This is a genomic window from Microbacterium sp. CSI-V (assembly GCF_001984105.1).
In the GTDB taxonomy this organism is placed as follows: Bacteria; Actinomycetota; Actinomycetes; order Actinomycetales; family Microbacteriaceae; genus Microbacterium.
Window position 1 is genome coordinate 152452 of the sequence record NZ_MTQM01000009.1, and the last position, 14129, is coordinate 166580.

Here is a 14129-nt window from a genome sequence, read left to right on the forward strand (position 1 = left end):
CGGGGCGAAAACAGAAAACGGGCCTGTGGCGCAGCTGGTAGCGCACCTGCATGGCATGCAGGGGGTCAGGGGTTCGAGTCCCCTCAGGTCCACCGAATCGAATGCCCCGCGAGTGATCTCGCGGGGCATTCTGCGTTTCCGGGCGCCTTGCAGTATCCGGAGTCCGAACACGCGATCGGCACGTCCATCGTCACGGAATGGGTCGAAACGCCGAACGACACCCGCGTGCGGACGGGGGTGTCGTTCGTCTCGCAGAGAAGCGGTCACGACGAGACGCGTGTCCCGAAGGCCACGCCCGCGACACAAAGATCGTCGGCCTCGCCGCGGAAGAAGAGAACCGCAGGTACTTCTCGACCACTTGCCCCCTCGTCAGGCCGCGACTGTGAGACGTTGATGAACCATGTCGGGGAGAGGTCGGCGTATTCCTCCCACTGCTCACCGTCGAACTTCTCCGGCTCGCCGGCCGACAAGCCGTCCCACGAGGTCGGATCCCCGAAGTCCACCGAAGCGTCCGCGCATACCCTTCCGTACTGCCCGGAGGCGGTGACCTCCGAGATGACGTCATTGCTGACGGCTCTCACGGCAGCCCCGTCGGAGCCGTAGACGGCCGCCTCCGGTGAGCAGGCCGTGCACGCGAGCATGAGACCCGATCCGGCGGCGAGTGTGGCAATCCGCGTACTCGTTCGCATATCCCTCTCCGTTCATGAACTCGCCGAATCACTCCGTGGGTGTCGTTGTGACAACCTAGCCCTCCGACGTGCCTGCTGCTCCGAATCCTGCGTGAACTCCCACTCCGGGCGCGGGTCGGCCACGACCGGATGCCCGTTTCCGACCTACCCCAGCACCACGACGTCGAACTCCCGCACGACGGCTCGCACCTCGTCGAGGTAGCGCTGCGCCTGTTCGGTGAGCGGGATCGCGGAGTGGGCGATCCACCCGATCTCGATGCGTTCGTCCACGTCGAGCGGCACCGCGACGATCTCGGGATCGAGGTCGTCGCTGATGATCCCGGTCGAGATCGTGTAACCCTCGAGGCCGATCATGAGGTTGAAGATGGTCGCGCGGTCGGACACGCGGATCTCCTGCTCGCTGGACAGGGTCGAGAGGATCTCCTCGGCGAAGTAGAACGAGTTGTTGTTGCCCTGGTCGAACGTGAGGCGCGGCAGGCCGGCGAGATCGTCGAGCGTCACGCGCTCGCGCGCCGCGAGGGGGTTCTTCCGCGAGACGAAGATGTGAGGATCGGCGAGGAACAGCGGATGGAACGTGAGCCCCGAGTCGCGCAGGAGCTTGTCGATGACGTCGCGGTTGAAGTCGTTGCGGTACAGGATGCCGAGTTCGCTGCGCAGCGTCCGGACGTCTTCGATGATGTCCCACGTCCGCGTCTCCCGGAGGGAGAACTCGTATCGTGCCGCCCCGCTGGCCTTGACCATGCGGACGAACGCGTCGACGACGAACGAGTAGTGCTGCGCCGACACGCCCAGGAGGCGTCGGGACGCCGGGCCGCCCAGGTACCGCTGCTCGAGGAGGGCCACCTGCTCCACGACCTGGCGCGCGTATCCGAGGAATTCCACACCGTCGGTCGTCAGCGCGATGCCGCGCGCCGACCGGATGAGCAACGAGCGACCCACCTTCGTCTCCAGATCCTTCATCGCGGCCGACATCGTGGGCTGCGATACGTAGAGCAGGTCGGCTGCGGCGGAGATGGAGCCCTCCGCGGCGACCTCGATGAAGGACTGGAGCTGCTGCAGCGTCACACCGCTGGAACGACGGGCCATAGGGAAAGACTATATGAGCGGATAGTCCAGACGGATTACCCGATGGATGCCGCAACCGAGGACCATGGTCCCACCGATGACCGCGGCGAGAGCCGACGAGCGAGAGGAGCCTCGGCGATGTCCACCGACTTCACCTACCGGATCTCGACCACCCGATTCGACGAGGACTACTCGCCGTCCGAAAGCTCGCGCGCCACGACGAACTTCGCCAACCTGGCCCGCGGTGACGACCGCCGCGAGAACCTGCGCAGCGCGCTGACGATGATCGACCGCCGGTTCAACGACCTGGCACGATGGGACAACCCGGCGGGCGACCGCTACACCCTCGAGCTCGACATCGTCTCGGTCGACGTGGAGTTCGCGGCATCCGGTGACGACCAGGTGTTCCCGCTGCTCGAGGTGCTCGACCTCGTGATCGTGGACCGAACGACCGGTGCCCGCCACCACGGGATCGTCGGCAACAACTTCTCGTCGTACCTGCGCGACTTCGACTTCAGCGTGCTGCTGCCCGCAGCCAGCGCCTCCGCCGGGTCGTTCACCGTCCCCGACGACTTCGGCGCGCTCCACGGCAAGCTGTTCCAGGACTTCCTGGAGTCCGTCGCGTACCGCGAGCGCTTCATGGTGTCGCCGGTCATCTGCATCAGCGTCTCGACCAGCAAGACCTACCGGCGCACCGACAACCATCACCCCGTCCTCGGTGTCGAGTACGCGCAGGACGACTACTCGCTCACCGACGAGTACTTCGGGAAGATGGGGCTGCAGGTCCGCTACTTCATGCCGGCCGGCAGTGTCGCTCCTCTCGCGTTCTACTTCCGCGGCGACCTGCTCAACGACTACTCGAACCTGCAGCTCATCGGCACGATCAGCACGATGGAGACGTTCCAGAAGATCTACCGCCCCGAGATCTACAACGCCAACGCCGCCGCCGCACACGTGTTCCGTCCGACTCTGGACAGCGGCGACTTCTCGCGCACGCGGGTCGACTATGACCGCGAAGAGCGCTCGCGTCTCGCGGTCACCCAGGGGAAGTACACCGAGGAGCACTTCGTGAAGCCCCACGGCGAGCTTCTCGCCCGCTGGGCCGGCCTCTCCCCCGCCCTCGTCCACTGACCCGTCGGAGCCCTCACCCATGAACGCACTCCTCCCCACCGCGGTCGTCGGCAGCCTGCCCAAACCCTCGTGGCTCGCCGAACCCGAGAAGCTCTGGTCGCCGTGGGCGCTCGAGGGCGATGCCCTCGTCGAGGGGCAGCAGGACGCTCTGCGCGCCGCCGTCCACGAGCAGCGACAGCGCGGCATCGACATCGTCAGCGACGGCGAGCAGACCCGCCAGCACTTTGTGACGACGTTCATCGAGCATCTCAGCGGTGTCGACTTCGAGAACCGTGAGACGGTCCGCATCCGCAACCGGTACGACGCGAGCGTGCCCACCGTCGTCGGGCCCGTCGAGCGTCCCGAGCCGGTCTTCGTGGCGGATGCCGCCTTCCTCCGCGCGCAGACCGACCAGCGGATCAAGTGGGCCCTGCCCGGGCCGATGACGATGATCGACACCCTCTCGGACCGCTACTACAAGAGCCGCGAGAAGCTCGCGTGGGAGTTCGCCGGCATCCTGAACCAGGAAGCCAAGGAGCTCGAGGCGGCCGGGGTCGACGTCATCCAGTTCGACGAGCCCGCCTTCAACGTGTTCTTCGATGACGTGCGCGACTGGGGCATGGCGACGCTCGAACGCGCCGTCGAGGGTCTGCGCGCCGAGACGGCCGTGCACATCTGCTACGGCTACGGCATCAAGGCGAACACCGACTGGAAGGAAACGCTCGGCCCGGAGTGGCGGCAGTACGAAGAGTCCTTCCCCCTGCTGCAGAAGTCGAGCATCGACATCGTCTCGCTGGAGTCGCACAACTCCCGCATCCCGATCGAGGTCATCGAGCTCATCCGCGGCAAAAAGGTCATGCTCGGTGCGATCGACGTGGCCTCGCACGAGATCGAGCGCCCCGAAGAAGTGGCCGACACTCTCCGGCGGGCCCTGGACTTCGTGGATGCCGACAAGCTCATCGCCAGCTCCAACTGCGGCATGGCCCCGCTGCCCCGCGACGTCGCCCTGGCGAAGCTCAGCGCGCTGAGCGCGGGCGCGGCGATCCTGCGCGAGGAACTGGCCGGCGCGCTGGTCTGAAACGCCGAAGCGCCGCTCCTGACGGGGAGCGGCGCTTCGTTTCGATGAGCGTCAGTCGGCGGACGCCGGAGCCGGGATCTCCAGCGGCACGACCGGGCAGTCCTTCCACAGGCGCTCGAGGCCGTAGTAGACGCGTTCCTGCTCGTGGAAGACGTGCACCACCAGGTCACCGAAGTCGAGGAGCACCCAGCGCGATTCCTGGCGTCCCTCACGGCGCAGCCGCTTGTGACCGGCTTCCAGGAGCTTCTCCTCCACCTCGTCGGCGATGGCGGCGACGTTGCGCTCGTTGCGCCCCGTGACCAGGAGGAAGATGTCGACGAGCGGCAGCGGCTCGGACACGTCGAGCGCGACGAGGTCTTCGCCCGCTTTCGAGTCGGCGGCGATCGCGGCGATGCGCGCCATCTCGATGCCGTTGGGGCTGGCTGTCATCCGAAGACTCCTGTCGTGAAGGCGAGGACCAGCGCGACGGCGACCGCCACGGCGAGAGCGCCGGTGGTGATGATGAGACCGATGACGAGCTTGCTGCCCTTCTCCGGTGCCGGGGGGCGGATGATCTCACCGGGTTGCTTGACGGTGCTGATCGCGGCGCTGGCCGCGATCGGGGTGGGCGACGACGCGGGTGGAAGCTCGCCGTCGAGGAGGACGGCGTCGATATCGCGGCCGTCGGTGGTCCCGGGAGCGTGGCCGGCGGAGCCGAGCCCCTCGGGGAGTTCGAACGTGCCCGTGATCAGCACCTCACCGGTCGACGTGACCGGACCGACGAGCGGGACGCCCGCGGGCGTCTGCGACAGGATCAGCGCGTTCGGCGTCGACACCGACCCCGTGGTCGCGCCTCCGCGCGAGATGAGCTGATCGAAGGACGGCGGCAGCGTGATCTCGGGAGTCTGGCCGCTGAGCAGATCGGAACCGAGGGCGGGGTTCACGGTCGAGAGCGGTGCCTCCGCCTCGGCGGCGGGCGCTTCCTCCGGAGCTGCGGGACGGAAGATCGCCGGCGCCTCCGCCGGGCTCTCGTGCTCGAGCGGGGCCGCCGGTTCCTCCGTGACCTCGGCGGCCTCGGACTCGGGCGACGCGTCCTCGGTGGTGTCCGGGGCCTCGACCAGCGCGGCATCCGCGGATCCGGTCTCGGATGCCGTGACGTCGGTCTCCACCGGCTCAGCCGACGCGGCGGCGGCCGGCGTCTCCTCGCGCACCGCGGGCACGCCCGGCTCGTGGTCGGGCGCGATGATGGGCACCGAGGCGGTGCGGATGCGCTCCTGGGCACGCGCCTGACGACGGGTGAGGCCGGTCACGCCGAGATCGCCACCGTCGGCGGGCGGGAATGACGCCGGGACGATCGGCGGTACGGGGACGGGAGCCGGCTCCGCGTCGACAGCGGGAGTCTCGTCGACCGGCGCTGCCTCGGCCTTGCCCCGGCCGAAGAGTCCGCCGAACATGCCGCCCTTCTTGGCGGGCGCCTCCTGCGCGGCAGCGGGCTCCGCGGAGGGCGCCTCGGGCTCGGCGGCAACGGCCTCGGGCTCGGCGGCTTCGGGGGTGGCGCCGGGCGCCTCCGCCGCGGCGGGCTCCTCGGCTGCGGCGACTGCCGCGGCGGTCGCGTCCGTGGCATCCGCTGCCGCAGGCGCCTCGGTCAGGGCCGCGTCGTCGGCGTCGAACTGCGGGTTGATGATCGGCGTGGCGCCGGTGTTGCGGAGTTCGCGCAGCTGACGCCGCGTCAGCGGCGGGGTCTCGGGGTTCTCGGATGTGCTCATGCAGGGCTCCGGTAGAGGTGATGCTTCGCGATGTACTGCACGACACCGTCGGGCACGAGGTACCACACGGGGTGGCCTCGGCGCACTCGGGCGCGGCAGTCTGTGGACGAGATGGACAGCGCCGGGATCTCGAGCTGACTGACGTCTTCGGTGGGGAGACCCTCCGTCGTCAGCACGTGCCCGGGTCGGGAGACGGCGACGAAGTGAGCCAGGTCCCACAGCTCCTGATGATTGCGCCACCCCAGGATCTGGGCCACGGCGTCGGCGCCGGTGATGAAGAACAGGTCGGCGCCGGGACGTTCACGCTTCAGATCGCGCAGCGTGTCGATCGTGTAGGTCGGCCCCGCGCGATCGATGTCGACGCGACTGACGGTGAACTGCGGGTTGGAGGCGGTCGCGATGACCGTCATCAGATAGCGGTGCTCGCTCTCGGTGACGTCGGCTTTCTGCCACGGTCGACCCGTGGGGACGAAGACGACCTCATCGAGATCGAACGACTGAGCGACCTCGCTGGCCGCGACCAGGTGACCATGATGGATGGGATCGAACGTCCCACCCATGACCCCGATGCGAGGGGCGCGTGTCACCGACATACAGTGGGCCTCAGTGGCCGTGCGCCTCGGGGGTGGGCGTGCCGTGCTTGGCGGTGTAGGCCTCCGCCTTGTGCGCGTGCCGGTTCGAGACGTTGCGGTACGACAGGGTCACGAGGCTCAGCGTGATGAACCCGGCGAGGGCGATCGCACCGATCCACCACGTCTCGGCCTGCGCGTTGCCGCCGTGGTGGGCGCCCTCTTCAGCGGCGAGGGCGATCAGCGAGGCGATAGTCATCAGTGCTCCGTTCGAGATTTCTGCGCGACGCGCAGGGCCATTTTAGCGGTCAGGCCCGGACCTGGCCGTCGCCGCGCCCGAGCCACTTGGTGCTCGTGAGCTCGGCGAGACCCATCGGGCCGCGCGCGTGCAGTTTCTGGGTGGAGATCCCGACCTCGGCGCCGAAGCCGAACTCGCCGCCGTCCGTGAATCGCGTGGACGCGTTCACGAGGACCACGGCGGAGTCGACCTCGGCGAGGAACCGGGCCGCGGCCTCGTCGTCGTCGGTGATGATCGACTCGGTGTGGTGCGTGGAGTACCGACGGATGTGCTCGAGCGCGGTGTCCAGATCGTCCACGACCCGGACGGCCAGGTCGAGGCTCAGGTACTCGGTCGCCCAGTCGTCCTCGGTGGCCGCGACGACGCGGGGGTCGTATCCGGCCGCCGTCTCGTCGCCGTGCACGCGCACCCCGGCGGCGGCGAGCGACCCCAGGAGTTCGGGCAGCAGTCGATCGGCGGCGTCCCGGTGGACGAGGACGGTCTCGACGGCGTTGCAGACGCTCGGACGCTGCGTCTTCGCGTTCAACACGATGTCGCGCGCCCAGTCGGCTCGGGCCGTGGCATCCAGGTAGACGTGGACGACACCGGCACCCGTCTCGATCACCGGCACCGTGGACTGCGTCACGACCGTCTCGATCAGCCCGGCGCTCCCGCGCGGGACGAGGACGTCGACCAGGCCCCGGGCGTTCATGAGGGCCCGGGCGCCGTCGCGGCCGAAGTCGTCGACGGTCTGGATCGCCTCGGGCGAGACGCCCTGGCTCTTCAGCGCACCGCGCATGACCTCGACCAGGGCGGCGTTGGAGTGCTGCGCCGCGGAACCCCCGCGCAGGACCACCGCGTTGCCCGAGCGCAGCGCGAGCGCCGCGATGTCGACCGTGACGTTGGGCCGCGCTTCGTAGATGGACCCGACGACGCCGAACGGCACCGCGACCTTCTCGAGCGCGAGACCGTTGGGGAGCGTGCGTCGGTCGAGCACGCGGCCGACCGGATCGGGCAGGTCGGCGACGTCGCGGACGGCGGCGGCGAGGGACGCCACCCGCCCGGCATCCAGCCGCAGGCGATCCAGCAACGCGTCGCCGATGTCGGCGGCGCGACCGCTCTCGAGATCATCGGCGTTGGCCGCGACGATCGCGTCGCTCGAGGCGTCGATCGCGTCGGCGATCGCCCGCAGCATCGCGGTCTTGGCCGCGGAGTCGAGGAGCCCGACCTGGCGGGCGGCGTCCTTCGCGAGACGCAGGCGTTCGTCGACCGAAACGGCGGTGAGGGTCATCGCGTCAGTCTATCGCCGCGGGCACCGCGCCCACGGGGCCGGTGGCGAGGGTGACGGGGTCGGGATGCGGGGCGAACCACGTGCCGACCGAGGCGCCCGAGAGGGCCTCGGCGACGAGGTCGGCGCTCGTGACCAGCACACCCACGCCGGCGGCGGAAGCGAGCTTCGCGGCGGAGGCCTTGGTCGCCGCTCCCCCGGTGCCGACGCCGTTCACGGTGACGGAGCCGAAGGTGTACTCCGAGAGGTCGTCGCCCCACTCCACATCGGTGATCGGGCGCGCTCCCGGTTCGCTCGGCGGCGCCGTGTACAAGCACTCGATGTCGCTCAGCAGCACGAGGGCGTCGGCTCCGATGAGCTGCGCGACGAGGGCTGCGAGCCGATCGTTGTCGCCGAAGCGGATCTCGTGGGTCGCGACGGTGTCGTTCTCGTTGACGATGGGCAGGATGCCGAGCCCCAGCAGCCGCTCCATCGCCCGGCGTGCGTTCGACCGGTGCGTCGCGTTCTCGAGGTCTCCGGCGGTGAGCAGCACTTGCCCTGCGAGCAGCCCGAACCGGTCGAGCGAGGTCTGGTAGCGCCACATCAGCACGTTCTGGCCGACGGCCGCCGCCGCCTGCTGCGTCGCGAGGTCGTTCGGACGCCCCTGGAGGTCGAGCAGCGGCAGCGCCGTGGCGATCGCCCCGCTCGACACCAGGACGACCTCGATGCCGCTCTCGCGGGCGCGAGCGAGGGCATCGACGATCAGGTCGATGCGGAACGCGCCGTCGCCGCTGATCGACGACGACCCGACCTTCACCACGACACGGGACGCCGAAGGGAGATCGGCGCGCGAGCGCGCGGTCATCGCTCCTCGTCCTCGAAGGTCAGAGCGGACGAGTCGCCGTCGGGCGAGATCCCCGCGGCACGCGCTGCGCGGCGCTCGGCCTCGAGCTCGGCGCGGGCGTCGGCCTTGGCATCCATCCGCTCGTGATACTGCTCGCGGCGCTCCGACGAGGTGCGGCGGTTGCTCTGCAGAAGACGCGGGTCGGTACCGCGCGGCGCCGTCATCAGCTCCGCCGTGGAGCTGAGCGTCGGCTCCCAGTCGAAGACGATGCCGTTCCCGGGGCCGATGACGACGGTCGCACCCGCGACGGCTCCGGCGCGGAAGAGCCCGTCCTCGACTCCCAGACGCGCCAGGCGGTCGGCGAGGTAGCCGACGGCCTCTTCGTTCTGGAAGTCGGTCTGCTGCACCCACTTGACCGGCTTGTCGCCGAGGATCCGGTACACCGGTCCGTAGGTTCCGCCCTCGACCTTGATCTCGAAGTCCTTCTCGGACCCCTTGGGGCGGATGACGACGCGCTCGGCGGGAGCCTCGGCGATCGTGGCGAGGCGGTGCTCCTCGACGATCTCGCCGAGGGCGAACGTGAGCTCGCGCAGCCCGGCGCGGCTCACCGTGGAGATCTCGAACACGCGGAAACCGCGCGCCTCGAGGTCGGGGCGGACGAAGTCGGCCAATTCGTGCGCCTCGGGCACGTCGATCTTGTTCAGCACGACGATCTGCGGGCGCTCGAGCAGCGGAAGCTGACCCTCGGGGACCGGATAGGCGGCGAGTTCGCCGAGGATGACGTCGAGATCGCTCAGCGGGTCGCGGCCCGGGTCGAGGGTGGCGCAGTCCAGCACGTGGACGAGCGCGGTGCAGCGTTCGACGTGACGGAGGAACTCCAACCCCAGGCCCTTGCCCTCGCTCGCGCCCTCGATGAGGCCCGGGACGTCGGCGATGGTGTAGCGCGCATCGCCCGCCTGCACGACGCCGAGGTTCGGGTGGAGGGTGGTGAAGGGGTAGTCCGCGATCTTCGGGCGCGCGGCGGACACCGCGGCGATGAGGCTCGACTTCCCGGCGGAGGGGAAGCCCACCAGGGCCACGTCGGCGACGGTCTTGAGCTCGAGGACGACGTCGCCCTCCCAGCCGGGGGTCCCCAGCAGCGCAAAGCCCGGGGCCTTGCGCTTGGGCGAGGCCAGCGCCGCGTTGCCCAGACCGCCGAGACCGCCGGGCGCCGCGACGAAACGCATTCCCGGTGTCAGCATGTCCACGAGCACGTTGCCGTCGGCGTCCTTCACGACGGTGCCGAGGGGAACCGGGAGTTCCTGGTCCTCGCCCAGGGCGCCGGAGCGGTGGTCGCCCATGCCGAACCCGCCGTTCCCGGCGGACCGGTGCGGCGAGTGGTGATACGACAGCAGCGTCGTGACCTGCGGGTCGGCGACGAGCACGACGTCGCCGCCGCTGCCGCCGTTGCCGCCGTCGGGACCGGCCAGCGGCTTGAACTTCTCGCGGCGCACCGACACGCAGCCGTTGCCGCCCTTGCCCGCACGCAGGTGCAGGGTGACGCGGTCGACGAAGGTGACCATGAGAGATCCTTCCGGAAGGGGGCCGGTGCGGCCGGGACGGGTCCGGCGCTGCCGGTGCGGAGAAAAACGACGAGGGGGCGGGCCAGTGCCCACCCCCTCGGGAACGCCGTGCGCTGCGGGATTACTCCGCGGCGGCGACGATGTTGACGACCTTGCGGCCGCCCTTCTGGCCGAACTCGACGGAGCCGGCGGCGAGGGCGAACAGCGTGTCGTCGCCACCGCGACCGACGTTGGCGCCGGGGTGGAAGTGCGTGCCGCGCTGACGGACGATGATCTCGCCGGCGAGGACGGCCTGGCCGCCGAAGCGCTTCACGCCGAGGCGCTGTGCGTTGGAGTCACGACCGTTGCGGGTGGAGCTTGCGCCCTTTTTGTGTGCCATCTCTGCGTCTCCTGGCTCTTACTTGATGCCGGTGATCTTGACGCGCGTGAGGTCCTGGCGGTGGCCCTGGCGCTTCTTGTAGCCGGTCTTGTTCTTGAACTTCTGGATCACGATCTTCGGACCGCGCTCCTCACCGAGGACCTCGGCCGTGACCGAGACCTTCGCGAGCTTGTCGGCGTCGGTCGTGACCGTCTCGCCGTCGACGAACAGGACGGCGGGCAGCTGGATGCTCTCGCCGACCTTCGCCGCCTGGCGGTCGAGCACGACGATCGTGCCGACCTCGACCTTTTCCTGCCGGCCGCCGGCGCGCACAACTGCGTAAACCACTTCACACCTGTTTCGTTCGGGAGCGCACGGCTCCGGTTGTCTGATGACGTCGGGAGGGCTTGACGCCCTGAGTCTCGGTGCGATCCGGCCGGCCTGAGCCTGCGGGGTCTCGCGTCAATCGCGCGGACACGACGCACCAAAGGACGAGTTTAGCTCACCGGGCGGCATCCGGCAAAAGCATCGGCGCCGCGTGTCGGCCGTAGGATCGCCGGGTGGCCATTCTCATCGACGACCCGCAGTGGCCGGCGCACGGCAGACTCTGGGCGCATCTGGTGAGCGACGCGAACCTCGACGAGCTCCACGCCTTCGCCGCGGCGGCCGGTATCCCCCGCCGGGCCTTCGACCTCGACCACTACGACGTCCCCGACGATCGCCACGCCGACCTCGTCGCGGCCGGCGCCGAACACGTCGGAGGTCGCGAGCTGGTGCGCCGCCTCCGCGCGTCCGGCCTGCGCATCACCGCTCGCGAGCGTCGCGCCCGCTGAGGCGCATGCGTGAGGGGTCAATATCTGTCGCCTCTGACCTCGGTCAGGCGACAGATCTTGACCCCTCACGCGCGCGGAGACGCGGGCAGGAAGCGGCCTACGCCTGGTCGGTGGGCTGGGCGTTGACCGGAGTCCCCGTCAGGGCGGCGGTCGTCACGCGGCGGCGCGAACGGCCCTGACCGGGAGCCTTGGGCTCGGGCAGCGCCTCGAGCACCGACTCGAGCAGCGCGTCCTTCTCGGTGCGCGGGGCCCGCGGTTCGCGCTTCTTGCGCGGACGCTTCTCGCGCACGGGCGCCTCGACCTTGGCATCCAGGACCGCCTCCACCGAGGCGACGACCGCCGCCTCGACGACGGCCGGGTCATCGACCGTCGGGTGGATCGTGGATGCCGCGATCTGCGCCAGGGCGGACTTCACGCCCTCGGTGATCACGTGCGTGCCGCCTGTCGGAGCCGTCTGCGCACCGTTGCCGTTGCCGCCGTTCGCACCGTTGCCGCTCGCGGAGCCGTTGCCGCCGCGGCCGCCGCTCCGGCGGTTGCCGTTGCCGTTCCCGTTGCCGTTCGTCGACGGCGCGGAACGGTGCTTGACCACGGGGTCGTGGTGCACGACGACACCGCGCCCGGCGCAGACCTCGCACGCCTCGCTGAACGTCTCGAGCAGGCCCAGGCCCAGCTTCTTGCGGGTCATCTGCACCAGGCCGAGGGAGGTGACCTCGGCGACCTGGTGCTTCGTCCGGTCGCGGCTGAGGCACTCGATCAGTCGACGCAGCACGAGGTCGCGGTTGGACTCGAGCACCATGTCGATGAAGTCGACGACGATGATGCCGCCGATGTCGCGCAGGCGCAGCTGGCGGACGATCTCCTCCGCCGCTTCGAGGTTGTTCTTGGTGACCGTCTCCTCGAGGTTTCCGCCCGACCCGACGAACTTGCCGGTGTTGACGTCGACGACGGTCATCGCCTCGGTGCGGTCGATCACGAGCGACCCGCCCGAGGGCAGCCAGACCTTGCGGTCGAGGGCCTTCTCGATCTGCTCGGTGATGCGGAACGCGTCGAACGGATCCTGGTCGCCCTCGTACTTCTCGACGCGCTCGAGCAGGTCGGGGGCGACGCCCGCGAGGTAGTTCGAGATGGTCGTGAGAGCTTCGTCGCCCTGGATGAGCATGCGCGTGAAGTCCTCGTTGAAGACGTCGCGCACGATCTTGACGAGGAGGTCGGGCTCGGAGTGCAGGAGCGCCGGAGCCTGGATCGACGAGACCTGGGTGCTGATGTGCTCCCACTGCGCGGTGAGGCGCTGGACGTCGCGCGTGAGCTGATCCTCGGTCGCGCCCTCCGCGGCGGTGCGGACGATGACGCCCGACGACTCGGGCAGCACCTCCTTGAGGATCTTCTTCAGGCGCGCGCGCTCGGTGTCGGGGAGCTTGCGGGAGATGCCGTTCATCGACCCGTTCGGCACGTACACGAGGTAGCGGCCGGGGAGCGAGATCTGGCTCGTCAGGCGTGCACCCTTGTGGCCCACCGGGTCCTTCGTGACCTGCACGAGCACGCGGTCGCCGGACTTCAGCGCCAGCTCGATGCGGCGGGGCTGGTTGCCGGTCTCGACGCCGTCCCAGTCGACCTCGCCGGAGTACAGCACGGCGTTGCGGCCGCGGCCGATGTCGACGAACGCGGCTTCCATGCTCGGCAGCACGTTCTGCACGCGACCGAGGTAGACGTTGCCGATGAGCGAGGCGTCCTGGTTGCGGGCGACGTAGTGCTCGACGAGCACGTTGTCTTCGAGCACACCGATCTGGATGCGGCCGGACTTCGACCGCACGACCATGACGCGGTCCACAGCCTCGCGGCGGGCGAGGAACTCGGCTTCGGTCACGACGGGGCGGCGGCGCCCGGCCTCGCGGCCGTCACGGCGGCGCTGCTTCTTGGCCTCGAGACGCGTCGAGCCCTTGATGCGCTGCGGCTCGGTGATGAGCTCGACCGCGCGCTGACGGACGGGAGCGGCGGGGGCTTCGGCCTGCTCGTCCGCGCCGGAACCCGTGGCCGCTCCCCCGCGGCGCCGGTTGCGGCGCCGGGCGTTCGCGGACGTCCGCTCCACGGGCGCATCGTCGTCGTCCTGGTCGTCGACCTCGTCGCGCGCGGGGAGCGGCGGGAGCTCGGGCGCGTAGAAGTGCAGCTGCGTCGACACGGCCGACACGAACACCTCGGGAAGCAGACCGAGCGAGACCGCGGTGGGGAGCGCGGGCTTCTCCGGTTCGGCGGGGGCTTCGGGCGCTGCCGCAGGCTCGGGCTCAGGCTCGGGCGCTGCCGCAGGCTCGGGCTCGGCCTCGGCGGGCGCCTCCGCGGCTGCCTCGGTCTCACCCTCCGCGGCTGCCTCGGCCTCAACCGGGGCCGCGTCGATCTCGGGCTCCACGGCGTCAGTCGCCGTCACGGCGGCGGCGTCCGCGGCATCCACCGCGTCGATCTCGAGGACGGCGGGCTCACCGGCGTCGGTCGCGGCGGCGGCCTCGGCGTCGTCCGCCGCGACCTCGTCGTCGGGATCGGCGTCGACCGTCGGCGCGTCGGCCGTGGGGTTCTCTTCCTCCACCGACTCGGGGGCGTCGGTCGTGGGGGTCTGATCTTCTGTTGCGTCAGCCATATCGGGCGTACTCCCTGGCGGGCGACACCGCGCGTCGCCCGGCGAAATCTCGTGCGGCGCCGCACCCGGCGGGGCCGCGAACTCACTCGGTCTGCAGCAGGCCTGC

General features: G+C 69.9%; 15 protein-coding genes and 1 tRNA gene. 4 read left to right on the forward strand and 12 right to left on the reverse strand.

The genetic code is table 11. The annotated features are described in order from the left end of the window. Positions 1–19: 19 nt before the first annotated feature. Positions 20–92, forward strand: a tRNA-Ala gene (locus CSIV_RS11440). Positions 93–263: 171 nt separating this feature from the next. Here the strand turns inward: CSIV_RS11440 and CSIV_RS11445 are convergent. Together CSIV_RS11445 and CSIV_RS11450 are read right to left on the reverse strand one after the other, a co-directional pair. After that, entirely contained in the window at positions 264–689 is a 426-nt protein-coding gene (locus CSIV_RS11445) for a hypothetical protein (RefSeq protein WP_139340694.1), read from the reverse strand. A gap of 144 nt (positions 690–833) precedes the next feature. Beyond that, positions 834–1775 carry a LysR family transcriptional regulator gene (locus CSIV_RS11450; RefSeq protein ID WP_077051546.1) on the reverse strand — a complete coding sequence of 314 codons (942 nt, stop codon included), beginning with the start codon at positions 1773–1775 and terminating at the stop codon, positions 834–836. 117 nt (positions 1776–1892) lie between these two features. On the opposite strand from CSIV_RS11450, the gene CSIV_RS11455 reads away from it, so the two are divergent. Beyond that, positions 1893–2885, forward strand: coding sequence for a putative oxygenase MesX (locus tag CSIV_RS11455; protein ID WP_077051547.1), 993 nt, complete (start codon positions 1893–1895; stop codon positions 2883–2885). Positions 2886–2904: 19 nt separating this feature from the next. After that, on the forward strand, positions 2905–3942 hold the full coding sequence (locus CSIV_RS11460; protein WP_077051548.1) for a methionine synthase: 1038 nt from the start codon (positions 2905–2907) through the stop codon (positions 3940–3942). Positions 3943–3993: 51 nt separating this feature from the next. Here CSIV_RS11460 and rsfS read toward each other — a convergent pair whose 3' ends face one another. The 9 genes from rsfS to rplU form a co-directional block, all read right to left on the reverse strand. Then, positions 3994–4371 carry a ribosome silencing factor gene (gene rsfS / locus CSIV_RS11465; protein WP_077051549.1) on the reverse strand — a complete coding sequence of 126 codons (378 nt, stop codon included), beginning with the start codon at positions 4369–4371 and terminating at the stop codon, positions 3994–3996. After that, the gene (locus CSIV_RS11470; protein ID WP_077051550.1) at positions 4368–5687 is read right to left on the reverse strand and encodes a hypothetical protein; all 1320 of its coding nucleotides are present in this window, start codon (positions 5685–5687) and stop codon (positions 4368–4370) included. Before CSIV_RS11470 ends, rsfS begins: the two co-directional genes overlap by 4 nt. Further along, entirely contained in the window at positions 5684–6280 is a 597-nt protein-coding gene (nadD, locus tag CSIV_RS11475) for a nicotinate-nucleotide adenylyltransferase (RefSeq protein ID WP_076490350.1), read from the reverse strand. The genes CSIV_RS11470 and nadD overlap by 4 nt, the downstream gene beginning before the upstream one ends. 10 nt (positions 6281–6290) lie before the next feature. Next, on the reverse strand, positions 6291–6515 hold the full coding sequence (locus CSIV_RS11480; RefSeq protein WP_077051551.1) for a hypothetical protein: 225 nt from the start codon (positions 6513–6515) through the stop codon (positions 6291–6293). A gap of 49 nt (positions 6516–6564) precedes the next feature. Beyond that, entirely contained in the window at positions 6565–7824 is a 1260-nt protein-coding gene (locus CSIV_RS11485; RefSeq protein WP_077051552.1) for a glutamate-5-semialdehyde dehydrogenase, read from the reverse strand. Positions 7825–7828: 4 nt separating this feature from the next. After that, positions 7829–8665, reverse strand: a complete 837-nt coding sequence (gene proB / locus CSIV_RS11490) for a glutamate 5-kinase (RefSeq protein ID WP_077051553.1) — start codon at positions 8663–8665, stop codon at positions 7829–7831. Next, the gene (obgE, locus tag CSIV_RS11495) at positions 8662–10206 is read right to left on the reverse strand and encodes a GTPase ObgE (protein WP_077051554.1); all 1545 of its coding nucleotides are present in this window, start codon (positions 10204–10206) and stop codon (positions 8662–8664) included. The genes proB and obgE overlap by 4 nt, the downstream gene beginning before the upstream one ends. A 121-nt stretch (positions 10207–10327) precedes the next feature. Further along, positions 10328–10585, reverse strand: coding sequence for a 50S ribosomal protein L27 (rpmA, locus tag CSIV_RS11500; RefSeq protein WP_077051555.1), 258 nt, complete (start codon positions 10583–10585; stop codon positions 10328–10330). Positions 10586–10603: 18 nt separating this feature from the next. After that, positions 10604–10912: a 50S ribosomal protein L21 gene (gene rplU / locus CSIV_RS11505; protein ID WP_022878253.1), complete on the reverse strand. Its 309-nt coding sequence runs from the start codon at positions 10910–10912 to the stop codon at positions 10604–10606. A gap of 212 nt (positions 10913–11124) precedes the next feature. On the opposite strand from rplU, the gene CSIV_RS11510 reads away from it, so the two are divergent. Beyond that, on the forward strand, positions 11125–11397 hold the full coding sequence (locus CSIV_RS11510) for a DUF4031 domain-containing protein (protein ID WP_077051556.1): 273 nt from the start codon (positions 11125–11127) through the stop codon (positions 11395–11397). Positions 11398–11494: 97 nt separating this feature from the next. Here the strand turns inward: CSIV_RS11510 and CSIV_RS11515 are convergent, their stop codons facing one another. Then, positions 11495–14023: an Rne/Rng family ribonuclease gene (locus CSIV_RS11515; RefSeq protein WP_077051557.1), complete on the reverse strand. Its 2529-nt coding sequence runs from the start codon at positions 14021–14023 to the stop codon at positions 11495–11497. Between the last annotated feature and the right edge of the window lie 106 nt (positions 14024–14129).

Coding starts and splice junctions, on each gene's coding strand:
- CSIV_RS11445 (WP_139340694.1), bottom strand. CDS start 689: ATGCGAACGAGTACGCGGATTGCCACACTCGCCGCCGGATCGGGTCTC.
- CSIV_RS11450 (WP_077051546.1), bottom strand. CDS start 1,775: ATGGCCCGTCGTTCCAGCGGTGTGACGCTGCAGCAGCTCCAGTCCTTC.
- CSIV_RS11455 (WP_077051547.1), top strand. CDS start 1,893: ATGTCCACCGACTTCACCTACCGGATCTCGACCACCCGATTCGACGAG.
- CSIV_RS11460 (WP_077051548.1), top strand. CDS start 2,905: ATGAACGCACTCCTCCCCACCGCGGTCGTCGGCAGCCTGCCCAAACCC.
- rsfS (WP_077051549.1), bottom strand. CDS start 4,371: ATGACAGCCAGCCCCAACGGCATCGAGATGGCGCGCATCGCCGCGATC.
- CSIV_RS11470 (WP_077051550.1), bottom strand. CDS start 5,687: ATGAGCACATCCGAGAACCCCGAGACCCCGCCGCTGACGCGGCGTCAG.
- nadD (WP_076490350.1), bottom strand. CDS start 6,280: ATGTCGGTGACACGCGCCCCTCGCATCGGGGTCATGGGTGGGACGTTC.
- CSIV_RS11480 (WP_077051551.1), bottom strand. CDS start 6,515: ATGACTATCGCCTCGCTGATCGCCCTCGCCGCTGAAGAGGGCGCCCAC.
- CSIV_RS11485 (WP_077051552.1), bottom strand. CDS start 7,824: ATGACCCTCACCGCCGTTTCGGTCGACGAACGCCTGCGTCTCGCGAAG.
- proB (WP_077051553.1), bottom strand. CDS start 8,665: ATGACCGCGCGCTCGCGCGCCGATCTCCCTTCGGCGTCCCGTGTCGTG.
- obgE (WP_077051554.1), bottom strand. CDS start 10,206: ATGGTCACCTTCGTCGACCGCGTCACCCTGCACCTGCGTGCGGGCAAG.
- rpmA (WP_077051555.1), bottom strand. CDS start 10,585: ATGGCACACAAAAAGGGCGCAAGCTCCACCCGCAACGGTCGTGACTCC.
- CSIV_RS11515 (WP_077051557.1), bottom strand. CDS start 14,023: ATGGCTGACGCAACAGAAGATCAGACCCCCACGACCGACGCCCCCGAG.